The sequence below is a fragment of the Agathobacter rectalis ATCC 33656 genome, assembly GCF_000020605.1.
GTDB lineage: Bacteria > Bacillota > Clostridia > Lachnospirales > Lachnospiraceae > Roseburia > Roseburia rectalis.
In genome coordinates, this window is the sequence record NC_012781.1 from 50,002 (window position 1) to 72,696 (window position 22,695).

Below are 22,695 nucleotides of genomic sequence, written 5' to 3' on the forward strand. Positions count from 1 at the left end.
AGTATAGGAATATATGTTACTGAACAGTTATGAAGGGTTTGATTATATGGATTACAGCAGATATTCCATGTCCACAAAGGATTGGGGGATTGTTTTCATAAAAAGTATGGCTGCCACAGTGATTATCGCATATTTGTTTTATGACAGTCCTATTGTTGTTATTGCTTTTCCGGCGGTGTTTGCGTATTGTGCAAAGCTGTGCAGGCAGGAGGGTGTCAGAAGACAAAAGGAAAAACTAAATGAAGAGTTTATGAATGTACTTAAGGTATTGAGCTCGAATATGCTGGCCGGATACTCTGTGGAGAATGCATGGCAGGAGGCTGAAAAAGAGATGGAGCTCATGTATGGGAATGATTCGCTTATGCTGTCTGAGATACGGGAGATGAACAGGCAGATAAAGATGAATCAGACATTTGAGGCGGTGCTGTCAGAATTTGCTCATAGAAGCGGTCTGGAGGATATAGTCAATTTTTCTGATATTTTCTCATTTGCAAAGAGAAGCGGCGGCAGATTTGTGGATATCATAGAGTCTACCACTTACAGGATGTGGACAAAGTATGATACCAACCGACAGATAGAGGTTGCGGTTTCTGCCAAAAGACTTGAGCAAAAGACTATGAACTATATTCCGATATTTCTTTTGGCATTTTTAAAGCTGTCTTCAAGAGATTATATGTCTGCACTATATGGAAACCTGATCGGGGTAATCTTTATGAGTACCTGTCTTTTAGCCTATGCAGGGGCAATTAAACTGGCAAAGAAATTTTTACAGGTAGGAATAGGCATATGACGGGAGGAAAGAGGCTTAGAATAGCAGCATTATTTGTTATAGTTTTAGTTTTTGCTTTTATCATGGACATGTCGTCAAATGCTATAACTGATAATACACTTATACGCAATGATACAGGTGACGGAGATGCAGTATATGATCTGGTGCTAAATGCGGATGGACTCGATGAGGATTACAGCTATCAGCTGAAGGTTATGGAGGAGCAGCCTTCGGATAAACAGGCGAATGAGCTGTTTACACAGGCAAAAAAAGAGATAGACGACAGCTTTTGTGAAGAGAATCAGAGTGTGGAACAGGTCAGAGGGCATGTGATTATGAAGGATGCATATGCATCGGGAGCTGTGGAGGCAGAGTGGACACTGAGTGACTATGATGTGGTTGATATTAATGGAGATGTGAACCAGGATGCATTTGAGGAGGCTGATGATGAACAGGGAAAGCTGATTAGCGCAAGTGTTGAGCTTTCCTGTGGCGAACACAGACAGCTGTATGATTTCTCATTTGTGGTATTTCCGGATGAACTGGAAGCGGGTGAGCGCCTCATAAAGGATATCAACAGACATATTGACAGTGAAATGTCAAAGACTGGGACTAAAAAGCTTACACTGCCGGATGAGGTAGATGGAGTAAAGCTCAGCTGGTCGCAGGAAAAAAGCAATACTGCAGCTAAAATAGCCATGCTTGAAGTTGTTGTTATAGTTCTTCTGGTGCTTGAGAAAAAGGAAAAAAAGAAGACGGCGCAGAAGGAGAGAAATATACAACTGCAGCTCGAATATCCGGAGATAGTCAGCAAAATGGCTGTTTTGATGGGTTCAGGAATGACTGTGGAGCAGGCATGGAATAGGATTACCGCCCGTTATCTTGATGAGCGGAAAAATAATGATAAGAATATTATGCCCGCTTACGAGGAAATGCTTGTGACGGAGAGAGAAATCTCAGATGGCGTGACAGGCAGAAAAGCATACGCAGGTTTTGCGGAAAGAGTAAAGCTGCCATGCTATCAGAAGCTTGTACGCATTATTTTACAGAGTATTCACAAAGGAAGTAAGGGTGTATGTGAAATGCTCGAGAAGGAATCGGAGGATGCATTTGATGAGAGGAGGCTTTTAGCCTTAAAGCTGGGTGAAGAGGCCGGCACCAAAATGCTTATGCCGATGATGATTATGATGGCTATAGTCATAGCAATAGTAATAGCACCCGCAATCATTGATTTTAAGATATAGAAAGGAAAAATTATGTTAGGATTTAAGAATTTTTTATTAGATGAGGATGGCGCAGGAGTAGTGGAAATGATACTGATAATTGTCGTGTTAATCGGTCTGGTGCTGATTTTTAAGAAGCAGCTTACGACGCTTGTAAACAATATCTTTCAGACAATCTCAAGAGAGGCTGGTAAAGTGTGAGAGGCAGTATAACGATATTTGCCACAATGCTTCTCATGCTGGTGTCACAGTTTCTGTTTACTGTACTGGAAGCCGGCAGGAATCTGACACTTACCAATATAGCATGCATGAATTCAGAGGCTGTAGCAGAGTCAGTTTTTGCACAGTATTGCAGACCATTGTGGGATGAATACCATCTGTTAGCGTATGACGCCGGAAGTGACGCAATGGGCAATGTGGATATCGAAAATGTCAAGTCGTATATGAAGAAGCTTACGACTGACAATTTTAAGATAAGCGATTCAGGAGCTTTTGCCGGGGGTACTATTGTAAACGGCACCAGTATGCTAAGGTTGTCAATGGATGAGCTCGAATCCATGAAATATGTGCTTATGACGGATGATGGTGGTGATGTGTATACAAATGCGGTTGTCTCATATATGAAGAAAAATATTGGTTATGAAACAGTCAAAAATCTTTACAGTCAGTATAGCTCATTGAATGAAAACAAGTCTGCGGGTGAGTATGATGACAGTAAAATAGATAGTGCGTTAAAAGCCTTAAAGGATAATGCAGCTCATGAAGGCGGAGGCAAAAGCATAGCGAGGTCGTCACCGCCAAGAGCTTACAGTGCACATTTATCGGTTTCGAAAACAAAGCAGACGTCAGAAAGTAAGGCAGAAAGCACAGAAGGCGGCAATGCAATAGAAAATCCGCTGGTCAAGGTGCAGAAAGTAAAGGCATCAGGCATATTATCGCAGGTGGTTGATGAGAGCACGGTGTCAGGAAACAGTATTGATACATCAGCCAGAGTGTCCGGGCGAAGTCTGCATAAAGGAACAGGGGGCTGGTCCGAAAGTGGTGATGACTGGTATGCGAAAGTACTTATGCAGCAGTATATTCTGACATATATGAGTTGTTACACTGATACAAATCCCAATCATGCCCTTAACTATGAGGTGGAGTACATCATAGGAGGCAGAGCGAGTGATAAGGATAATCTGAAGATCGTTATAGCAGAAATACTGGCTCTGCGTGCGGCTGCCAATATGGCATACCTGGCAGGAAGCGCATCAAAGCAGGCACAGGCGATGGCTCTTGCTGCAATTATCGGTGGAATTACTCTGACACCGGAGGTAATTGAAGGGGTGGAAAAGGGAATTCTGGCGGCCTGGGCATTCTGTGAAAGTGTGCTGGATTTAAGGGCACTTTTGGATGGGGATAAGATTCCACTGATAAAAAGTGATACGTCATGGACATCGAGTCTGTATGGCATGACAAGCATGCTCACAGGGCAGGTGAAGGCAAAAAGCTCAAATGAAGGAATAGGCTACAAATCATATCTGGGTATGCTGCTTTTTACAAAGAGCATGAAAAATATAGCGTATCGCTCGATGGATGTACAGGAGGCTACAGTGCGTATGACCGGTGCGCATGAAAGCTTTAGAATGGACAATGCAATCTGTGAGCTTAATGCAGATGTAAGCTACAAATATCATGGCATATTTTTATGCTTTGTGAATCTTTTAGATGGGGCAGATAACGAGTATACCATTAAAAATAAGGCAAAGTATTCCTATTATGGACGATGACGAAATAAGAAAGGCAGGTGTATGAAGGTGTCTTTTGTTAATAAAGTAAAGTTCCACATAAAAAAACTTTATAGAAAGGCCAAACTCCCAGGCGATGATAGTTCTCAAAAGATGCCCTCATGCACCTGCCTGAAAGCGTCATATACACTTGAGGCTGCGGTAATATTTCCGCTTGTAGCAGGCTTTTTTGTATTTATACTTTTTTTCTTCAGGGTGGTTCAGGTGGAGTCGCAGGTGAAGGCTGCTCTGTATTATTCATCCAGGATGAGTGCATTAGCCAGCAGTGCAAATGATTCGTCCGTTGTCTCAGTGGCGACAGCAGAGGTACTCTTTAGGAGTAGAATATCTGACTCAAAGCACATTGATACATACGTGAGCGGTGGAAGGTATGGAGTGTCACTGCTTGGCTCAAGTATGGATGGTGATGATGTCTCGCTTAAAGCAAAGTATAAGGTTAAGCTTCCGGTGAGCTTTTTTACGGTAGATGGAATATGGATAGAGGATTATAGCAACAGCAGAAAATGGACAGGCAAAAATCCCGGTGAAAAGACAGACCCATATGTATTTTACACTGACTATGGCAGTGTTTATCACCTGTCCGAGCAGTGCAACTACCTGGATCTGAGCATAAAGAGCATCAAATGGTCACATGTGGGGGCAAGCAGAAACAAAGATGGTAGGAAATACCACGCATGTTACTGTGCCGCGGATAAAAAAATAGAAGGTTCAACGGTATTTATAACAGATTATGGCACGAACTATCACGGAAAGCTTGGATGCAGTAAGCTTAAGCGGACAGTACACAAGGTGCACAAATCGGAGGTAAATGGCAAAAATCTGTGCAGTAAATGTAAAGGAGAAGGAACATGATACAGCTTATCATTTTACTTGGAATAATCAGTATAATTGACTTTTCAACCAAAAAGATACCGGTAGTTGTATTGGTAGTAATGGGGATTGTAGGTATTGCAAGCTCTTTTTATGCGAAGCAGTCAATTATATCAGTGGCTGTTGCCCTGATTCCCGGTATAGTGCTTATGGCAGCTGCATTTCTTACAGGAGAGCAGATAGGCTATGGAGATGCAGCTGTTGTGACGCTTATGGGATTGTTTGTGACTGCTGACATAGTGTGCAGCACTATGGTGATGGGACTGACAATAGCGGGAATAATCTCTGTTATTTTAATTGCATCAGGCAGGGCTGGAAGAAAGAAGCAGATTGCATTTACACCATTTCTACTGCTGGGATATGGATTGACGGAGGTATTTATGTGAGTGGAAAATAAATTAAATGTAGATTTATCTTATGGACTAAAAGGCAGTTATACAGTGGAAGGTACGATTATTATACCTATATTTATTGTTATGCTTGCGATAGCGATGAAGATGGGACTTGTGCTGTATAACGAAATGAAAGCAGACAGCTCTTATGAGTATGCTACTGACATGTGGCTGGTGGATGATTTCTATAATTATCAGGTTTTGAAAGAGGTAGTAAATGAATTCTAATGAAATAGTATATGAAAGAAAGATGACAGGCAGCTTTATGAAGCTGCGTTGTGACGAGGTGAGGCCGTTAGATGAAAAGATATTGCTGAAAAACAATATTCCGGGCTTTCTGCCTATGGAGAAGTGTTATGTGAATAATGAAGGGCAGTACTGGTATGATATATCCGGAGTCCAGTCTTTGGAAATGCGCTGCCAGTACAATGACATAAAGCTTGAGTTTCTTGAAAAGCTTGTGGTGAGTATCTGTAACAAGATGGAGCTTTTGGAGAATCATCTTGTTAGCACAGAATCTCTGGTGCTTGATCCTCAGCTAATACACATAAAAGGGGTAAATCAGGATGAGGAAATATATTTTACAGCATACCCGGCACAGATGAAAACCATTTGCAATACATTCTCGCATTTAATGGAGTATATGCTAACGAAACTTGACCACAGTGATGCTGAAGCGATACATATAGCATATGGCATATATGAGAAAACCATAAATGGCAATTACAGTATTGCTGATATTCGAAATGCCATAATCGAGGAGCGACAGAAAAAGGTGGCAGAAAAGCCGGTGGAGGAGGTGATTGCGCCAATTTCACAGCCACAGGTCAGAGTAGAGGAGCCTAAGGAGCAGATAAAGCCTACACTGTACGATAAGCTTCGGGTGTATCTGCTGGAGCAGCTGGATATCAGGCTGCCGGAGCGAAAGAAGCAGGCGTCAGTGATAGAAAAGCCTAAAAAACCGGACATAAACAGAAAATGGTTTAAAAAAGAGAAACGAAAAGAAAATCGTGAAAAGTTAGATGACACCATGCTTATACACCCAAGCTCAGAGGCTGCACCGGAGCCTGTACCGCGTCAGATACACCCCACAGTATGTCTGAGCGATTACAGGGAGCACCCACAGGGCATGCTTTTGTATGAGGGCATGGAAAACCGCAGTAATATAATAATAGACAAAGATTGTACGCGTATTGGTCAGGGCGATGAGGCCGATGCAGTAATAGGCAAGGATACAATAAGTCATTTTCATGCAGTTATAAATAGGGAAAACCAGGAATTTTATCTGGAGGATTTAAACTCCACAAATGGAACCTTTGTGAATAATGAGGTGCTTGCGTACAAGCAGAAGAAGCAGCTCAAGTCAAATGATATCATCAGATTTGCCGATGTTAAGTACCGGTTTGTATAATTGTTGCAAATAAGCTCCTTAAAATTTATAATAAGAAAAAAGTATTTAACAGGAAAATTAAGGAGACCCCACAGATTTGCAGAATATAAAAAGATTTTATGATAAACCATATATGACAATTGGCATAATAGTGGTAAATATAATAGTTTTTGTGCTGATGAGTATATCAGGCAGCACACTTGATGCACAGTATATGGCTGCCCACGGAGCCATGTACCCTGAGTATATAAAGGATGGCCAGTACTGGAGGCTGTTCACTTCGATGTTTATGCATTTTGGATTGATGCATATACTTAACAATATGGTGGTTTTAGGTGCTGTCGGTCAGATAGTCGAGAAAGCCATGGGGCATGTGAAGCTTCTGATCACATTTCTTGTGTCAGGCATGTGTGGAAGTGTATTGTCATACATCGTTATGCTTTATAATAATGATTATGCGGTATCGGCAGGTGCTTCCGGGGCGATATTTGGTCTGGTAGGAGCACTTGTGTGGATAGTTATAGCAAACAGAGGCTTTTATGAGGGCGTCAGCAGGAAGCAGGCTGTATTTATGGTTATACTGATGATATACTACGGAGTTTCAACGCAGGGAGTGGACAATTGGGCTCATGGAGGCGGGCTCGTAGGCGGATTTGTTATTTCAATTGTTTTATATCGCAAAAAGAGATATAATAAATATAATATCAACTAAAAATTAATGGTAGGAGAAGCTACATGAAGATAAATATTTATTATGGTGGAAGAGGTTTACTGGACGACCCGACACTGTATGTGATAAGCAGGATAGAAAATGTGCTAAAGGAGCTCCGCGTAAAGGTGGAGAGATACAATATCTATGAGCACAAAAATGAAATAGCTACATTGCCACAGACCTTTAAGGATGTAGATGGAATCATTCTCGCAACGACGGTTGAGTGGCTTGGTATAGGTGGATACATGCAGCAGTTCCTTGATGCATGCTGGCTCTACGGCGATAAGGAAAAGATAAGCAATACATATATGCAGCCTATTGTTATGTCTACCACATATGGAGAGCGCGAGGCAGAAACCACACTATGCAATGCATGGGAGATACTTGGCGGTCTGCCGTGCTCAGGGTTATGCGGATATGTAGAGGATATTACTACATTTCAGCTCAATAAGGAGTATAATCTCATAATAGAAAAACGCGCGGAGAATCTGTATCGCACGATATCCCAGAAGATTAAGAGCCTGCCTACAAGCAATCAGGCAGTGAAGCAAAGTGTACTCAGGACACAGCAGCTCAATCTCACCCCACAGGAGAGCGAGCAGCTGTCGAAGTATGTGTCTGATGATACATATGTAAAGCAGCAGAAGGAGGATATCGAGGAGCTTGCAACCATGTTCAAGGACATGCTCGGGCAGCAGGCGTCTACAGATGACATGCCATATATAAAGGAGCTTGAAGCACATTTTATTCCACTTCGTGAATTCAAAGCCTGCTATTCATTTAATATAGAGGGCATTAAAAATCCATTATATATAAAGGTGGATGAGGATAAGCTGGATATACACTATGGCGAAGAGGATATAGTGGATGTATACGCCAAATTTTCGAAGAGTATCATGGAGTCTATAATAGATGGTCACATGACCTTCCAGAGAGCATTTATGACCGGAGAAATGACAGCAAAAGGCAATTTCAAGACACTGCGCATGCTTGATCAGATATTTCCGTTTTAATGGGCTTTTTGATTCTTAACAGTTACAAAATAATTATATATATGAGGTGACAAAGATGAAAGATGACAACTGTATTTTCTGTAAACTGGCAAATGGGGATATCCCGACCAATTCAATCTACGAGGATGATGATTTCAAAGTAATACTCGATGCAAGTCCTGCTACAAAGGGACATGCACTTATCCTTCCAAAGCAGCATTATGCAAATATTTTTGAGATTGAGGATGAGACACTTGCCAAGGCAGCAAAGCTTGCAAAGAAGATTATGACACACGAGAAAGATGTGCTTGGCTGTGAAGGCTACAACCTGGTACAGAACAATGGCGAGGTGGCAGGCCAGACAGTATTCCATTTCCATATGCACCTGATTCCAAGATATGAGTCAGATGACAATAAGAATGTCATAGAGTGGAACCATAAGGAGTTCACTGATGACGAGATGAAGAAAATCTGCGACGAGATGAGCATGTAATAGCTGCTAATAGTTACACATTATTAAAAAACAAAAAGCCCGGATATGCAAATGTAGTTCATATCCGGGCTTTTCTTTTTTATAATATTTTATAATATGCAATGACACTAAAAATTGACCCTATGACGACTTCTTCACCTGAGAGTTAATCAAATCGATTATAGTAGCGATGGAATCCATCTGACCGCTTTTTGCCATGGCATCCTTATATTTATCCCTGTTGCCGTATACCTCTTTTACTGCGCTAAGCAGAGAATCCTTTGTGAGCTCCTCCTCCTCGATGACATATGAAAAGCCCTGTTTTTTGAAGGATTTTGCATTTAATACCTGGTCTCCGCGGCTGGCAGCAGCAGAAAGAGGAATCAGGATGTTTGGCTTGTGCAGAGCAAGCAGCTCGCAGATGGAGTTGGCTCCGGCTCTTGAAATAGCCATGTCAGCCAGAGCAAACATGTCGGTGAGTTCAGCATTGGCGTACTCAAACTGTGCATAGCCTGTGATTCCGGCAAGCTTGTTGTCCAGATTGCCCTTTCCGCAGAGGTGAATCACATAGAAATCCTTTAGTAGTTCAGGAAGAATCTCACGGACAGCTTCATTAACCTTTTTAGAGCCGAGGCTTCCTCCGATGATGAGGATGACAGGCTTATTGTGGTCAGGAAAATTACAAAGCTTTATGGCATTTTCGGCAACGCCGCTAAAAAGCTCGCGTCTGATAGGTGATCCGGTGAGCACAGCCTTGTCTGCAGGCAGATATTTCATGGTCTCAGGGAAATTGCAGCAGACCTTTTTGGCACCCTTTATGGCGATTTTGTTGGCAAGCCCCGGGGTGATATCCGACTCGTGGATGATGGCAGGCACATGGCAGTGCTTTGCGGCAAGCACGACAGGTACGGAAACGAAGCCACCCTTAGAAAATACTACATCAGGCTTGATTTTTTTCATGAGGCTTACAGCCTGACCGTAGCCCTTTAACACGCGGAACGGGTCTGTAAAGTTCTTCCAGTCAAAGTATCGGCGCAGCTTTCCTGATGAAATGCCGTGGTAAGGAATCTTCTGGGCTTCGATCAGTCCCTTCTCCATTCCGTTTACTGAACCAATGTATTCGATATCGTATCCGGCCTCCTTAAGTGCCGGCATAAGAGCTATATTTGGAGTGACATGACCTGCAGTACCGCCGCCTGTCATAACTATTTTCTTCATATATATGTATCCTTTCTTGCATTCCTGTTTGTCTCATATTTATATTATACTCAACACAATAAAAGTCAATACCAAGTTACCGGTGAAAGTTTGCTCTGCAATGCCAAATAAATGTCGAAACTTGCGACCGATAGGAACTGTTAAGTTCAAGTGAATTGGTTATAATAATCAATAGTACATCATCCTGCGTTATAGGTTAAGTTAAATTTTGAATGATGTATCGGAAAAAGAATAGTAGGGAGGACACATTAATATGGAATTATCAATGGACAATATGGACATCGTGGCAGGAGGCATACTTGCGATAATGCTTGCACTTTTCATGCTGACAGTCATTGTGACCTTGTTCGCACTCTCACACAGGATAAGACTTTTGAGCAACGAGATTTATAAAATAGAAAAACAGGTGAGCGACTACATAGACGAGCTGTCGAGAAGCGAAAGCGACAAGCTGGAGATAGAGCATAAGGCACATCAGAATGGGGTGATTTCATCGGTGCTTCAGGAGATTTTTCCATGAAATTTGACAAAATGCTATTACTGTGATATTATACCGACTGTAACAAAGTTGTAACAAATGCAACATAGGTGTAATAAACGTAACAAAAACAACATATACTACACCATATGGAGGATTATATGAAGCTAAACAAAAAAGTAATCGATAGCATTACGGTCTGTGGACTGTGCGCCATGCTGACGGTTACCGCGGTTACTAACAGCGGACGCTCTGAGGTCAAAGCAGAGGATAAGGTGCTAGCAAACACTGGTTTAGAGCATACTGGTTATAATAGTTATGCTGGCGTGGCAGCGACTCTTTTTGATTATGAGAAGGGTCTCACAGCAGAGAATGCTGTTACAGTAGAAAAAGAAAATGTTGAGATGGTGGCAGCAGCACAGGATGCACAGCAGGAGGCACAGCCACAGCTCACACAGGAGCAGCAGGAATGGCAGACAAAGCTTATGCCAAAAGTTGAAGAATCACTCAACGTAAGAGCACAGGCCGATGAACAGTCAGATATTGTTGGAAAACTATATAAAGGAAGTGTGGCAGACATCGTAGAAAACGATGGCACATGGGCTCACATCAAGTCAGGAAATGTAGACGGATACGTTAATGTTTCTTACTGTGTGACCGGAACTGACGCACTAAGCTATGCTTACGACAGATGCGGAGAAATTGCTACAGTAAATACAGACGGACTTCGTGTGAGAGAGGCAGCAGATACAAACAGCAAGGCCTTAGAGGTAGCTGACCAGGGCAAGACCTATCAGGTGGACCGCGCAGCACAGGCACAGGATGGCTGGATCGCAGTAGTCTGTGATTCACAGACAGGATATATCGCAGCAGATTATGCGACACGTTCCCTCAACACAAGAGTGGGTATCACAATTGAAGAGGAACAGGCTCAGATAGCTGCACAGAAAGAGGCTGAGAGAAAGGCCGCAGAAGAAAAGGCAGCAAAAGAAGCTGCAAAAGCAGCAAAGGAATCAAAGAAAACAGAGACCACACAGGGCGAGGCGGTAAGTGCAGGAGCAGATGACCTGACACTGCTTGCAGCAATCATCGAGTGTGAGGCAGGCGGAGAGAGCTATGAATGTCAGCTTGCAGTAGGAGCGGCAGTCATCAACAGAGTAAAGAGCGGCTCATATCCAAACAGCATCTCAGGTGTTATTTACCAGAAAGGCCAGTTTGGACCGGCATCATCAGGAAAGCTCGCAAGAAAGCTTAGCGGACGCATTTCTTCTTCATGCTACAGTGCAGCACAGGAGGCAATGTCCGGAGTGGACAACACAGGAGGATGTACATCCTTCAATGACCATGGCTCAGGAATATCAATCGGAAATATGAAGTTCAGATAATATACAGCCAATACAAAGAAATAACAAAGAGGCTGCAAATCAACAAAGCTTGTTGGTTTGCAGCCTCTTTAATTATTTGTACGGCGTGGTTTTACAGTCAGAGCGTCAATGCTTCAAACCTCTTGCAACATACCACAAAATAGAGTAAAATGACATCATTATAGCAACCTACAGATATAAATTATAGCAACCTGCATCTATAAACGATGCAAATAAAACCCAGGAGGCAAGAGCAATGCAGTTAAAGGGACGAAACTTTTTAAAACTTATGGATTACACTCCGGAAGAGATTACTTATCTGATTGACCTCTCACAGGAGCTGAAGGAAAAGAAGAAAAAAGGCATCAGACATGATGAACTCACAGGCAAGAATATAGCGCTGATTTTTGAAAAGACCAGTACCAGAACTCGCTGCTCTTTTGAGGTAGCGGCACATGACCTTGGAATGCATGTCACATACCTTGACCCGAGCGGTTCACAGATAGGTAAAAAGGAGAGCATCGCCGATACAGCGCGCGTGCTCGGCAGAATGTTTGACGGAATCGAGTACCGTGGATACGGACAGGAAATCGTGGAGGAGCTGGCTAAATACGCAGGCGTACCGGTATGGAACGGCCTGACAAATGAGTTCCACCCGACACAGATGATAGCAGATATGCTTACAATCCGTGAGCACCTCGGCAGACTGGGGGGCGTGAAATTTGTATACATGGGAGATGCAAGATACAACATGGGCAATTCACTCATGGTCACATGTGCAAAGCTTGGCATGGACTTCGTGGCATGCACAAACAAGAAATATTTCCCAAATGATGAGCTTGTAAAATACTGTAAGGACGTTGCAGAAACAACCGGCGCATCAATCACACTCACAGAGGATGTGGCAGAGGGCACAAAGGATGCAGATGTCATCTACACAGATGTGTGGGTATCAATGGGCGAGCCGGAAGAGGTATGGGCAGAGCGAATTAACGACTTAAAGCCATATCAGGTAAATGCAAAAGCATTTGAAAATGCAAAGGATAGCGCAATCTTTATGCACTGTCTGCCTGCATTCCATGATTTAAAGACCACAATCGGCAAGCAGGTCTATGAGAAGTTTGGACTGAGTGAGCTTGAGGTGACAGACGAGGTATTTGAGTCAGAGCGTTCAGTGGTATTTGATGAGGCAGAGAACCGTATGCACTCAATCAAGGCTATCATGCGTGCAACACTTGCGGACTAGTACGGCAAGCAATGACCGCAACAAAAGATTGACGGAAAGCTAAGGAATAAAGTATGAAGGAAGAAATACTTAGACTTCTACGCAGCGCTGACGGCTATATTTCAGGGCAGGAGCTATGCAACCGGTTCAGAGTATCGCGCACAGCCGTGTGGAAGGCCATAAACCAGCTAAAGGAAGCCGGATATGAGATAGAGGCACAACAGAATAAGGGCTACAGGCTCATGGCAGCGCCGGATCTGATGACAGAGGCGGAGATAAAAAGCCTCATGCACACAGACTGGGTGGCAAAGGAAGTGCTGTATTTTGATACAATAGACTCCACCAACATCAAGGCTCAGGAGCTTGCCGAAAAAGGCTATCCGAGCGGCACCTTAGTCGTAGCGGACAAGCAGGAGTCAGGCAAGGGGCGCCGCGGCCGCAGCTGGGTATCGCCGTCCGGCACAGGTATTTTCATGACACTTATGATAAAGCCTGATATCAATCCAAACAATGCATCCATGCTCACGCTTGTGGCAGCTCTTGCTGTCGCAAAGGCAATAACAAGCGTTACAGGCGAGGAAGCCCTGATAAAGTGGCCAAACGACATTGTGGTAAACGGCAAAAAGGTGTGCGGCATACTCACAGAGATGAATGCGCAGTTTGACTACATCAACCATATTGTTGTAGGTATCGGTATCAACGTGCACAATGAGAGCTTTCCGGAGGAAATCAGTCAGATGGCGAGCTCACTCATGATAGAAGCAGGTGGCAAAAGATTTCACCGTGCGCAGATAATCGCAGAGACCATGTCATACTTTGAGCAGTATTATGACACATTTTTAAAGACGCAGGATCTTTCAGCCCTCGTCAGGGAGTATGATGAGCTGTTGGTCAACAGGAACAAATCAGTAAGGGTACTGGATCCGAAGGAGCCGTTTGACGGAAAAGCGATGGGCATCACGCCTAAGGGCGAGCTGATCGTGGACACATGGGAGTCGCGCAAGCTGGTTTCAAGCGGAGAAGTATCAGTGAGAGGAATATACGGATATGTCTAAAGAGGTAGTACTTTGCGTGTCAAACGCATATCAGAAAAAATATTATCTGAACGAGAATTTTAACGGACTTCCACAGACTATAAGGGACGAGCTCAAAATCATGTGCGTCCTGTATACAGAGGATGTGGGAGGCATACTGGAGCTGGTGTTTGATGAGGACGGAAACCTCGATTTCAGAACATCCTGCAAGGAAAATGACTTTTTCTATGATGAGATAGGAAGCGTGCTAAAGATAAAGCAGTACCGCAACGAGCGAAGAGAGCTGCTCGAGTCGATAGAGACGTATTATCGCATAGTATTTTTGGGAGAAGGACTCGAGGAGGAATAACAGATGATTTTAGCACTGGACGTAGGAAATACAAACATAACATGCGGCGTGTTTGATGGTGACAGGATAAAAGCAAGCTTTAGAATTACAACTAAAATGCCACGTACATCAGATGAATATGGCATGCTTCTGAGCACTCTGCTTGAAAGAAATCAGGTAGGCATGGACGACATACATGATGCAATCATCTGCTCCGTTGTACCGAATATCATGCATTCACTGCAGAATGGCCTAATAAAATACTTCAATATCAGGCCGATAATCGTGGAGGCGGGCATCAAAACAGGCATCCGTATCGCCACACCAAATCCGCAGCAAATTGGCGCAGACCGTATAGTAGACGCCGTAGCTGCATATGAATTATATGGAGGACCTGTTTTGGTCATAGATTTTGGCACAGCAACCACCTACGATATGGTCGATGAAAACGGTACCTTCATGGGAGGAATCACAGCACCGGGCATACGTATCTCAGCCAAGGCACTCTGGGAGGATGCGGCAAAGCTTCCTGAGATAGAGATTAAAAAGCCTGATAATATCCTCGGAAAGGACACCATCACCAGCATGCAGGCGGGACTTGTGTATGGACAGATAGGACAGACAGAGTACATCATCAACAAGGTAAAGGAAGAAACAGGCATGTACGATGCAAAGGTTGTAGTGACCGGCGGACTCGGCAGAATAATATCCAATGAGACAGAAAACGTGGATGTATACGATCCGGATCTGACATTAAAGGGCATAAACCTCGTGTATCGCAAGCAGAACCGCAAGGGAGTGAAGTAATAGTATGGATATTCATCAGATACGAAAGCTTCAGATAGGAAGTGTGACACTCCCAAACAACCTGATACTGGGACCTATGGCAGGCGTGACAGACCTGCCATTTCGCTTATTGTGCAAGGAGCAGGGAGCCGGGCTTTTATGTATGGAAATGGTCAGCGCCAAGGCAATTTTGTACAAAAACAAAAATACAGAGTCGCTTCTTTCAATAGATGAAAGAGAAAAGCCTGTTTCACTCCAGATGTTTGGCTCAGACCCGCAGATAATGGCTCAGATAGCAAAGCAGATAGAGGAAAGACCGTTTGACATACTGGATATCAACATGGGTTGTCCGGTGCCCAAAATCGTAAACAACGGTGAGGGCTCAGCACTCATGAAAAATCCGCTTCTTGCAGGTCAGATTATAGAGAGCATAGTAAAAGCGATAGATAAGCCGGTCACCGTAAAAATACGAAAGGGCTTCGATGATGAGCATGTCAACGCAGTAGAGCTGGCACATGTGGCTGAAGAAAGCGGCGCAAGCGCAGTCGCAGTGCATGGCAGGACCAGAGAGCAGTACTACTCCGGTAAAGCCGACTGGGACATCATAAGGCAGGTAAAAGAGGCTGTCTCAATACCGGTCATAGGAAACGGAGACCTGCTTAGCGCAGAAGATGTCATAAAAATGCAGGAGCAGACAGGCTGCGACGGCTTTATGATAGCCAGGGGAGCGCAGGGCAATCCATGGATTTTCTCACAGATACTGCATTACTTTGAGACCGGCGAGCATCAGGAAAAGCCATCCTTTGAGGAAGTACGCCGGATGATACTGCGCCATGCACGCATGATGATAGAGTTCAAGGGCGAGTACACGGGAATACACGAGATGAGAAAGCACACAGCGTGGTATACGGCAGGATATCCGCATTCATCAAGGCTGCGCGCGGCGGTGAATACGGTGGAGAGCTTAGAACAGCTTGAGGAGCTTTTGTATAAGTAGAAGATTCGAAATTGAAATCGGCCAAATCCTTGACAGCGTGGGGATTTTCAATTATAATACACGCGTTAAAATAGGCTTTACGATTTAATAAAACAAACTTCCCACATTTAGGGTATCGTGGTTACCGGCGTAGCATACAGTTTATTCCTCAGAAAAATATGAAGTTAGCCACGGGAACGAATCGCGGATAGAGGGTTTTTCTTTGCTGCGGGGTTTCCGTTGCCGAGGGTTATGGAAACCCGTGGCAGTTCATATTTTTCTTCGGAATATACTGTATACTTTCCGGTAAATTAAGTCTTTGAAGTGGGAAGTTTCATTTTAGCAAATCAACATAATAAAATAAAAGAAAAGGAAGATAGAAGGGTAAGAATCATGGATAACAAGAAAAATATTCTGACATATGCAGGTCTTAAGAAGCTCGAGGATGAGCTTGAGCAGTTAAAGGTTGTTAAGCGTAAAGAGGTTTCCCAGAAGATCAAGGAGGCTCGTGAGCAGGGTGATTTATCTGAGAATGCTGAGTATGATGCAGCTAAGGATGAGCAGCGCGATATCGAGGCTCGTATTGAGGAAATCGAGAAAATCCTTAAGAATGCAGAGGTTGTTGTTGAGGAGGAGGTTGACCTTGACAAGATTTCTATCGGATGTAAGATCCGCATCTTAGATTGTGAGTTTGATGAGGAGCTTGAGTACAAAATTGTTGGTTCAACAGAGGCAAACAGCTTAAAGGGCAAGATTTCAAACGAGTCACCTGTAGGTAAAGCTCTTCTTGGAAAGAAAGTCGGAGATACTGTAACTGTTGAGACTCAGGTAGGAGAGCTCACATACAAGGTACTCGAGATCCAGAGAGCAGAAGAGAACTAAAAGAGGTAAAAAATGGCAAATCAGAATAATAACAAGGGTGGACAGCAGCAGGACGTAAACCAGCTCCTTAAGGTCCGCCGTGAAAAATTACAGAATTTACAGGAAGCAGGAAAGGATCCCTTCCAGATTACAAAGTACAATGTCACTCATCACAGCAGCGATGTAAAGGAGCTTTACAATGCGCATGAGGCTGAGATTCTCGGTGACAGAAAGGCTCCGGATGTTGAGGGCTTGGATGACGCTGCAAAGCGAGAGGTAATCAACAATGATTACAACGAGAGAAGAGAAATCATGGATGCAAAGCCAATCGAGGTAAGCATTGCCGGACGTATGATGTTCAAGCGTGTCATGGGTAAGGCTTCTTTCTGCAATATTCAGGACTTAAAGGGCAATATCCAGGTATATGTGGCAAGGGACAATGTCGGAGAAGACTCATACGCAGACTTCAAGAAATCAGACATCGGTGATATCTACGGTGTAAAGGGCTTCGCTTTCAGAACAAAGACAGGCGAAATCTCAATCCATGCAGAGGAGATAACACTCCTTTCAAAATCACTCCAGATACTCCCGGAGAAGTTCCATGGACTGACAGACACAGACACCAGATATCGTCAGAGATATGTAGACCTTATCATGAATCAGGAGAGCAAAGAGGTATTTATCAAGCGCTCACAGATACTCAAGGAAATCCGTAACTTCCTTGCAGGCCGTGATTTCATGGAGGTTGAGACACCTATGCTTGTTTCAAACGCAGGTGGTGCCGCAGCAAGACCATTCGAGACACACTACAACGCATTGAACGAGGATGTAAAGCTTCGTATTTCCCTTGAGCTTTACTTAAAGAGACTCATCGTCGGAGGACTTGAGCGAGTATACGAGATCGGACGAGTTTTCCGTAACGAGGGCGTAGATACACGTCACAACCCTGAGTTCACACTTATGGAACTTTATCAGGCATACACAGACTACGAGGGCATGATGGAGCTGACAGAGTCAATGTTCCGTTACCTCGCTGAGAAGGTATGCGGTTCGACAAAAATCTCATACAACGGCGTGGAAATCGACCTTGGAAAGCCATTCGCAAGAATGACAATGATAGACGCAATCAAGAAATACGCAGGCGTAGACTTCGACCAGGTACCTGATGATGCAGCCGCAAAGAAGCTTGCAGACGAGCATCATATCGAGTATGAGGAGCGTCACAAGAAGGGTGACATCGTAAACCTTTTCTTCGAGGAGTACTGTGAGAAAGAGCTTATCCAGCCAACATTCATCATGGATCACCCAATTGAGATATCACCTCTCACAAAGAAGAAACCAAGCGATCCTACAAAGGTAGAGCGTTTTGAGCTGTTCTGTAATACATGGGAGATGTGTAACGCATACTCAGAGCTCAACGACCCAATCGACCAGCGTGAGCGTTTCGCAGCACAGGATGCCAACGCAGCAGCAGGCGATGACGAGGCAGAGCACACAGATGAGGACTTCCTCAATGCACTTGAAATCGGTATGCCGCCAACAGGTGGAATCGGATACGGAATCGATCGTCTTGTAATGCTTTTGACAGATAGCCAGGCAATTAGGGACGTATTACTGTTCCCGACAATGAAGAGCTTGGATAAATAAACCTAGTGTTTATGCGGGTTTGAGGCATTTGAGTACGTCAAAGGACGCATTAAAAGACGTATTTTGGCATAGTCATTTACATCAGTATGAAAGAGTACACAATCTGAAAAGAATAAGATTCAATCGAATATGAACTGCTAAGAGGACATTTTCTAAAGAAATTTAGAAGATGTCCTCTTTTTTGCGTTATGGAGAAAATACGTCATTTGTTATGAAGTCAAAGTGAAAGGAGCACAGCAATGAATGAATCAAAGAACTCTGAGTTTGTGGCACTCTTGAAGCAGGCAAATACAGACAGTTCAAAGATGGCGGAGGTTATCGGGGTATCAGAGGCACAGCTTCGGTTCGTAACTAATACCGCCTCTGGAATGGGACTTATTAAGTGTGGTTCGGTAGTAATTCCCTTTGATAATCAGATCAGCAAGGATACGGATTTGTACAGGCTGTATAATACCAACATTCATGAGAAGATTGCGGAACAGAAGAAAAAAGAAGCAATGCTGCAGTGATAACAGATGAATTTTTATAGAATCTATAGTATAATCAAGAGGTCGGATGAATGTCCGACCTTGATGATAATAAATTAGATATTCCCTATTTTTAAGAAGAAAGCATATAAGATTCGATATGAAAAATAAATAAGGAAGCAGTTCTAAAATGTATCATTTGTACCGGAGAACATGTGGCTGGATTTTAAGATATGCTTATCGTACACTTTGACGAGAATATGTTGATTGGGGATGCAGCGGACCTGGATGCATTTATGGAAATGTATGGTGTGGAAGCAATTTCCAAGGAATATTTGTAATTATTAGGGAAAAGAAAATTCTTTAGGTTACAATCGATGATGGGGTAAACGAAAAAGCAGTTTTGACATTGCAGAGAACTGCCCCTTCGTTTACACCATTTTCGATTTGACCTAATTGAACAAAGTGAGCGTCCGGGTAGCCGCAACCTATGGACTTTCAATTCTTTGTTCCTGTCCATGATTATATATGATTCTCGGTATGAAAGCTACAACATTTTATAAAAAACAGGCAAATGGGCATGACGATAAAACCTCAGAAACTGAGGCTTTTGAAAGTATTAGATGTTGCTCTTTAGCAGCGCAGTGGCATTCTCATCTGTGGCTTTCCGAGATGCCCACCACATGCCTTACACACACAAACTTTGATGCCATAAAGATGTTCCAATATTTCAGGCATTTCCATGTCACGAAGCTTTGAAAGATACTTCTTACATCCAAGTAAATTTCTGCAAAGGGTGAGCTTCTGGCTTTTAGTACGGGAACATAGCAGTCCGTAGTGCCTGATGCGGACAAAATGCCGTGGTGGTACATGCATGAGAAACCGCCGGACAAACTCTACACCCGAAATAGTCAGTTCCTTCCACTGTCCCTCATTACGGTAATCCTTTACCAAGAATGTAACGGTATCATCATCCATACGGACGATGCGGTGATTGCTGACGGCAATGCGATGAGTATACTTACCAAGGTATTTAATTACTGTTTGAGCACCATTGAATGTCTTTTTACAATGAGGAATCCAGTCCATACCATAACAGGAATCTAAAAGCTCCTTGAACGTATAATGGTTGCGGAATTTTTCTGCAGTACCCTGAAATACCAGCTTATCCTCTTCCCACAGCCTCTTTAGTTCCTCCAGATATTTTCCGCGGAACATTTTGGAGATGACCCGGATGGGAAGAAAGAAATTTTCACCATTGTCCTTCCACTGGTTGTTGGAAGCCAGTCCTCCCCCCAGCAGGATGGTATGAATGTGGGGATGAAAGTTCATTTCAGAACCCCATGTATGTAAAATGCAGATGTATCCCACCTTTGCGCCGAGATGTTTTGGGTCGGCAGTCAGTTCGCTGATTGTGGAAGAAGCTGCATGGTATAAGGCATCATAAAGAAGTCTCTGGTTGCTGTAAATGACAGGGTTTAAAATATCAGGAACCGTAAAAACCAGATGGAAATAAGGAGCATCAAGGACATCCTCTCTGCGTGCATCCATCCACATTTCTTTCGGAACAGCCTGACACATTGGGCAGCAACGGTTACGGCAGGAATTGTAATGAATCTGTACGAAGCCACAATCCTCACATACACATACATTTGCACCATAGGCACCGGTCTTGCAGTTCATGATGTTATGTGCAACCTTTGCCTGTACAGGGGAAGGTGAATATTGATCAAGGTATGCCGGATAAAAACGATGAAAAATATCCTGTACTGTGGGCTTATCCATTGGCTGTACCATCCTTTCTGTCAAAAGGACTGCGGATGCCCATAATGGATTTGTTGCTGACATGAAGATAAACTTCTGTGGATTTCGGATCGCGGTGTCCAAGCAATGCCTGAATATTCCGCTGTTCCACTCCCTGCTCCATAAGGTGGGTGGCAAAACTGTGACGGAGGCAGTGAGGAGTAACACCGGATAACCCGGCAGCCGATGCAGAACGTCGGATAACCTGTTCCAGTGTACTTACGGTAAGATACTGCCCTGTAAACTGATTCGGAAACAGAATGCCCTTTGGTCTGCCTTTCCGGAACCAGTATTCCGTAAGAAGTGCAAGGTTTCTTTCAGACAGAATGGTATAACGGTCCATCCGGTTCTTGGTATCCCGGACATGAATCTGCATGTTTGTGCGGGAAATATCATCATAATGAAGATGAATCACTTCCGAGACACGCATTCCGGAAGAATACATTGTGGCGAACATGGCTTTATATTTCAGGTCATCCGTAGCATCAAGAAGCCGGTCAATTTCATCAGTAGAAAGTACGGTTGGGAGTTTGTGCTCTATTATCATGCGTGGAACAGTGATATCATCCCACAGAACGTGAAGTACATTCCGATAGAAAAAACGGATGGCTGAATTATAAAGGTTGAGGGTGGTCGCTTTCAGACCATTGTCCTTCTTGGCAAGAAGAAAGTCCCTGACATCCTGACAGGTAAGCTCTTCCGGGTGCTTTTCCATGTAATTAAGGAAATAAGAAACATAGTTTTTGTAGCAGTTAATGGAACGCTCTTTAAGGTTACGGATTTTTCCAGCTTCCTCAAGCTGTAGTAAATATTTTTCGTACATAATAATTCCTCCATGTAAAGTCAGTAATTTCGGGTATCACTGCTTACATGGAGGTGCATTGGAATAATAAAACCGCTTGCTAAAAGAACGGTTAGGTGTTAATCTTTTCATAGGCAGTGGTAATGTCGATCCTGTTTGATTGTTGGTTGTGGTGACTTAACAATACTACTATTAGGACTTGGTTTCCACTGCTTTTTATTTAGGAAAAGAAAAACTGCGTCACAGCCTTGGCAGGCCATCGCGCAGCGATTTTGTTCAATTTGAATTTTACGCACTATTAACTTTTGGATATAAAGTGCCGATATTACAGATATAGAAACGGATTTCTGTATCAATTTTCAAGGAGGATGATACCATGATTAGAGCAGCTAATTTAACACAGGTAACAGATTATTATAAGAGCAATACTGTTAGTAAGCAAAATAACACAGAGAAAGCAAAAGATGTGCAGCCCAATGCACAGAAAATAAAATCCAGCGAAGATAAGTTATCTTCTAAGGCACAGAAATATCTGGAAACATTGCGTAAGGATAATGCGGATTTCGATTTTATTATTGCTGATAAAGGCGATGATTTCAGAGGATTAGTAGACCAAAGCGATAAGGAATTTACAGTTGTTTTTTCAAGTGCTGAACTTGAAAGAATGGCATCCGATGAGAAATATGCACGGGAAAAATTGTCTACGGTAAAAACTGCAGTTGAGATGTCAGATAAAATCAATGAACAGTTTGGGTTTGAACGTGCTTGGGGAACGACAGACAATAGTGGAACTGTATTAAATAAGTTAACTATGTCCTTTGATGATGATGGAAAGATGACACTTTTTGCTGATTTGGAGAAGATTACAGAAAAGCAGAAAGAACGGCTTGAAGAATTAAAGGAAAAACGTGCAGAGGAGAAAAAGCAGGAAAAGAAGGATGTAACTGTTAAGCGGACTACAATTCAGGCAAATTCAAAAGAAGAATTATTTGAAAAGATTTCTGAACTGGATTGGAGTAAGATAACAGAAGAAAAGGCAACACAGGGTATGAAGTTTGATATCACTATTTAATCGTAGCATTAACCGGGAATTGGA

The 22,695-nt window shown here is 43.2% G+C and carries 24 protein-coding genes and 1 pseudogene; 22 read left to right on the top strand and 3 right to left on the bottom strand.

Features of this window, described 5'->3' with window-relative positions:
• Positions 1 to 13: 13 nt before the first annotated feature.
• From EUBREC_RS00205 to EUBREC_RS00250, 11 genes are all read left to right on the top strand, one after another.
• The gene (locus tag EUBREC_RS00205) at positions 14 to 790 is read left to right on the top strand and encodes a type II secretion system F family protein (protein ID WP_012740972.1); all 777 of its coding nucleotides are present in this window, start codon (positions 14 to 16) and stop codon (positions 788 to 790) included.
• Positions 787 to 2,013 (top strand): type II secretion system F family protein, encoded by a 1,227-nt coding sequence (locus EUBREC_RS00210; RefSeq protein WP_012740973.1) that lies wholly within the window; start codon positions 787 to 789, stop codon positions 2,011 to 2,013. The genes EUBREC_RS00205 and EUBREC_RS00210 overlap by 4 nt, the downstream gene beginning before the upstream one ends.
• A gap of 12 nt (positions 2,014 to 2,025) precedes the next feature.
• On the top strand, positions 2,026 to 2,193 hold the full coding sequence (locus EUBREC_RS16770) for a Flp1 family type IVb pilin (RefSeq protein ID WP_012740974.1): 168 nt from the start codon (positions 2,026 to 2,028) through the stop codon (positions 2,191 to 2,193).
• A complete protein-coding gene (locus EUBREC_RS00215; RefSeq protein ID WP_012740975.1) occupies positions 2,190 to 3,764 on the top strand; it encodes a DUF5702 domain-containing protein in 1,575 nt (524 codons plus the stop codon). Before EUBREC_RS16770 ends, EUBREC_RS00215 begins: the two co-directional genes overlap by 4 nt.
• 21 nt (positions 3,765 to 3,785) lie before the next feature.
• Complete coding sequence (locus tag EUBREC_RS00220; RefSeq protein ID WP_012740976.1) at positions 3,786 to 4,634, top strand: hypothetical protein; 849 nt, start codon at positions 3,786 to 3,788, stop codon at positions 4,632 to 4,634.
• A complete protein-coding gene (locus tag EUBREC_RS00225) occupies positions 4,631 to 5,038 on the top strand; it encodes a prepilin peptidase (RefSeq protein ID WP_012740977.1) in 408 nt (135 codons plus the stop codon). The genes EUBREC_RS00220 and EUBREC_RS00225 overlap by 4 nt, the downstream gene beginning before the upstream one ends.
• The gene (locus tag EUBREC_RS00230) at positions 5,039 to 5,272 is read left to right on the top strand and encodes a pilus assembly protein (protein ID WP_012740978.1); all 234 of its coding nucleotides are present in this window, start codon (positions 5,039 to 5,041) and stop codon (positions 5,270 to 5,272) included. It begins immediately after the preceding gene.
• Positions 5,262 to 6,455 (top strand): DUF6382 domain-containing protein, encoded by a 1,194-nt coding sequence (locus EUBREC_RS00235; RefSeq protein WP_012740979.1) that lies wholly within the window; start codon positions 5,262 to 5,264, stop codon positions 6,453 to 6,455. Before EUBREC_RS00230 ends, EUBREC_RS00235 begins: the two co-directional genes overlap by 11 nt.
• Positions 6,456 to 6,531: 76 nt before the next feature.
• Positions 6,532 to 7,146 carry a rhomboid family intramembrane serine protease gene (locus tag EUBREC_RS00240; RefSeq protein WP_306718543.1) on the top strand — a complete coding sequence of 205 codons (615 nt, stop codon included), beginning with the start codon at positions 6,532 to 6,534 and terminating at the stop codon, positions 7,144 to 7,146.
• A 23-nt stretch (positions 7,147 to 7,169) separates the two neighbouring features.
• The gene (locus tag EUBREC_RS00245) at positions 7,170 to 8,159 is read left to right on the top strand and encodes an SCP2 sterol-binding domain-containing protein (RefSeq protein ID WP_012740981.1); all 990 of its coding nucleotides are present in this window, start codon (positions 7,170 to 7,172) and stop codon (positions 8,157 to 8,159) included.
• Positions 8,160 to 8,214: 55 nt separating this feature from the next.
• The gene (locus EUBREC_RS00250; RefSeq protein WP_012740982.1) at positions 8,215 to 8,631 is read left to right on the top strand and encodes an HIT family protein; all 417 of its coding nucleotides are present in this window, start codon (positions 8,215 to 8,217) and stop codon (positions 8,629 to 8,631) included.
• Between the two features lie 120 nt (positions 8,632 to 8,751).
• Here the strand turns inward: EUBREC_RS00250 and EUBREC_RS00255 are convergent, their stop codons facing one another.
• Positions 8,752 to 9,828: an undecaprenyldiphospho-muramoylpentapeptide beta-N-acetylglucosaminyltransferase gene (locus tag EUBREC_RS00255; protein ID WP_012740983.1), complete on the bottom strand. Its 1,077-nt coding sequence runs from the start codon at positions 9,826 to 9,828 to the stop codon at positions 8,752 to 8,754.
• Positions 9,829 to 10,081: 253 nt separating this feature from the next.
• Here EUBREC_RS00255 and EUBREC_RS00260 point away from each other — a divergent pair, with 253 nt between their 5' ends.
• The 10 genes and pseudogenes from EUBREC_RS00260 to EUBREC_RS00305 all read left to right on the top strand — a co-directional run.
• Positions 10,082 to 10,348: a hypothetical protein gene (locus tag EUBREC_RS00260; protein ID WP_012740984.1), complete on the top strand. Its 267-nt coding sequence runs from the start codon at positions 10,082 to 10,084 to the stop codon at positions 10,346 to 10,348.
• Between the two features lie 119 nt (positions 10,349 to 10,467).
• The gene (locus EUBREC_RS00265; protein ID WP_041253746.1) at positions 10,468 to 11,691 is read left to right on the top strand and encodes a cell wall hydrolase; all 1,224 of its coding nucleotides are present in this window, start codon (positions 10,468 to 10,470) and stop codon (positions 11,689 to 11,691) included.
• A gap of 235 nt (positions 11,692 to 11,926) precedes the next feature.
• Positions 11,927 to 12,916, top strand: a complete 990-nt coding sequence (gene argF / locus EUBREC_RS00270; protein WP_012740986.1) for an ornithine carbamoyltransferase — start codon at positions 11,927 to 11,929, stop codon at positions 12,914 to 12,916.
• 53 nt (positions 12,917 to 12,969) lie between these two features.
• Positions 12,970 to 13,950, top strand: a complete 981-nt coding sequence (locus tag EUBREC_RS00275) for a biotin--[acetyl-CoA-carboxylase] ligase (protein WP_012740987.1) — start codon at positions 12,970 to 12,972, stop codon at positions 13,948 to 13,950.
• Entirely contained in the window at positions 13,943 to 14,278 is a 336-nt protein-coding gene (locus tag EUBREC_RS00280; RefSeq protein ID WP_012740988.1) for a DUF6145 family protein, read from the top strand. The genes EUBREC_RS00275 and EUBREC_RS00280 overlap by 8 nt, the downstream gene beginning before the upstream one ends.
• 3 nt (positions 14,279 to 14,281) lie before the next feature.
• Positions 14,282 to 15,064: a type III pantothenate kinase gene (locus tag EUBREC_RS00285; RefSeq protein ID WP_012740989.1), complete on the top strand. Its 783-nt coding sequence runs from the start codon at positions 14,282 to 14,284 to the stop codon at positions 15,062 to 15,064.
• A 4-nt stretch (positions 15,065 to 15,068) separates the two neighbouring features.
• Positions 15,069 to 16,040, top strand: a complete 972-nt coding sequence (gene dusB / locus EUBREC_RS00290; protein ID WP_012740990.1) for a tRNA dihydrouridine synthase DusB — start codon at positions 15,069 to 15,071, stop codon at positions 16,038 to 16,040.
• Positions 16,041 to 16,412: 372 nt separating this feature from the next.
• Entirely contained in the window at positions 16,413 to 16,901 is a 489-nt protein-coding gene (greA, locus tag EUBREC_RS00295) for a transcription elongation factor GreA (RefSeq protein WP_015517513.1), read from the top strand.
• Positions 16,902 to 16,913: 12 nt separating this feature from the next.
• Entirely contained in the window at positions 16,914 to 18,527 is a 1,614-nt protein-coding gene (lysS, locus tag EUBREC_RS00300; RefSeq protein WP_012740992.1) for a lysine--tRNA ligase, read from the top strand.
• Positions 18,528 to 18,778: 251 nt separating this feature from the next.
• Positions 18,779 to 19,036, top strand: a pseudogene (locus EUBREC_RS00305) (VirB4-like conjugal transfer ATPase, CD1110 family); the annotation flags it as partial.
• A gap of 591 nt (positions 19,037 to 19,627) precedes the next feature.
• On the opposite strand, the gene EUBREC_RS00310 reads toward EUBREC_RS00305, so the two are convergent.
• On the bottom strand, positions 19,628 to 20,779 hold the full coding sequence (locus EUBREC_RS00310; RefSeq protein ID WP_012740994.1) for an IS91 family transposase: 1,152 nt from the start codon (positions 20,777 to 20,779) through the stop codon (positions 19,628 to 19,630).
• Entirely contained in the window at positions 20,772 to 21,620 is an 849-nt protein-coding gene (locus EUBREC_RS00315) for a tyrosine-type recombinase/integrase (RefSeq protein WP_012740995.1), read from the bottom strand. The genes EUBREC_RS00310 and EUBREC_RS00315 overlap by 8 nt, the downstream gene beginning before the upstream one ends.
• A 355-nt stretch (positions 21,621 to 21,975) precedes the next feature.
• Between EUBREC_RS00315 and EUBREC_RS00320 the strand changes: the two genes are divergently transcribed.
• Positions 21,976 to 22,671 carry a DUF6033 family protein gene (locus tag EUBREC_RS00320; RefSeq protein WP_012740997.1) on the top strand — a complete coding sequence of 232 codons (696 nt, stop codon included), beginning with the start codon at positions 21,976 to 21,978 and terminating at the stop codon, positions 22,669 to 22,671.
• Positions 22,672 to 22,695: the final 24 nt, after the last annotated feature.

Excerpts from the sequence above, each read along its gene's own strand:
- EUBREC_RS00205 (WP_012740972.1), top strand. The coding sequence starts at position 14 with ATGTTACTGAACAGTTATGAAGGGTTTGATTATATGGATTACAGCAGA.
- EUBREC_RS00210 (WP_012740973.1), top strand. The coding sequence starts at position 787 with ATGACGGGAGGAAAGAGGCTTAGAATAGCAGCATTATTTGTTATAGTT.
- EUBREC_RS16770 (WP_012740974.1), top strand. The coding sequence starts at position 2,026 with ATGTTAGGATTTAAGAATTTTTTATTAGATGAGGATGGCGCAGGAGTA.
- EUBREC_RS00220 (WP_012740976.1), top strand. The coding sequence starts at position 3,786 with ATGAAGGTGTCTTTTGTTAATAAAGTAAAGTTCCACATAAAAAAACTT.
- EUBREC_RS00225 (WP_012740977.1), top strand. The coding sequence starts at position 4,631 with ATGATACAGCTTATCATTTTACTTGGAATAATCAGTATAATTGACTTT.
- EUBREC_RS00235 (WP_012740979.1), top strand. The coding sequence starts at position 5,262 with ATGAATTCTAATGAAATAGTATATGAAAGAAAGATGACAGGCAGCTTT.
- EUBREC_RS00245 (WP_012740981.1), top strand. The coding sequence starts at position 7,170 with ATGAAGATAAATATTTATTATGGTGGAAGAGGTTTACTGGACGACCCG.
- EUBREC_RS00250 (WP_012740982.1), top strand. The coding sequence starts at position 8,215 with ATGAAAGATGACAACTGTATTTTCTGTAAACTGGCAAATGGGGATATC.
- EUBREC_RS00255 (WP_012740983.1), bottom strand. The coding sequence starts at position 9,828 with ATGAAGAAAATAGTTATGACAGGCGGCGGTACTGCAGGTCATGTCACT.
- EUBREC_RS00260 (WP_012740984.1), top strand. The coding sequence starts at position 10,082 with ATGGAATTATCAATGGACAATATGGACATCGTGGCAGGAGGCATACTT.
- EUBREC_RS00265 (WP_041253746.1), top strand. The coding sequence starts at position 10,468 with ATGAAGCTAAACAAAAAAGTAATCGATAGCATTACGGTCTGTGGACTG.
- argF (WP_012740986.1), top strand. The coding sequence starts at position 11,927 with ATGCAGTTAAAGGGACGAAACTTTTTAAAACTTATGGATTACACTCCG.
- EUBREC_RS00275 (WP_012740987.1), top strand. The coding sequence starts at position 12,970 with ATGAAGGAAGAAATACTTAGACTTCTACGCAGCGCTGACGGCTATATT.
- EUBREC_RS00280 (WP_012740988.1), top strand. The coding sequence starts at position 13,943 with ATGTCTAAAGAGGTAGTACTTTGCGTGTCAAACGCATATCAGAAAAAA.
- EUBREC_RS00285 (WP_012740989.1), top strand. The coding sequence starts at position 14,282 with ATGATTTTAGCACTGGACGTAGGAAATACAAACATAACATGCGGCGTG.
- dusB (WP_012740990.1), top strand. The coding sequence starts at position 15,069 with ATGGATATTCATCAGATACGAAAGCTTCAGATAGGAAGTGTGACACTC.
- greA (WP_015517513.1), top strand. The coding sequence starts at position 16,413 with ATGGATAACAAGAAAAATATTCTGACATATGCAGGTCTTAAGAAGCTC.
- lysS (WP_012740992.1), top strand. The coding sequence starts at position 16,914 with ATGGCAAATCAGAATAATAACAAGGGTGGACAGCAGCAGGACGTAAAC.
- EUBREC_RS00310 (WP_012740994.1), bottom strand. The coding sequence starts at position 20,779 with ATGGATAAGCCCACAGTACAGGATATTTTTCATCGTTTTTATCCGGCA.
- EUBREC_RS00315 (WP_012740995.1), bottom strand. The coding sequence starts at position 21,620 with ATGTACGAAAAATATTTACTACAGCTTGAGGAAGCTGGAAAAATCCGT.
- EUBREC_RS00320 (WP_012740997.1), top strand. The coding sequence starts at position 21,976 with ATGATTAGAGCAGCTAATTTAACACAGGTAACAGATTATTATAAGAGC.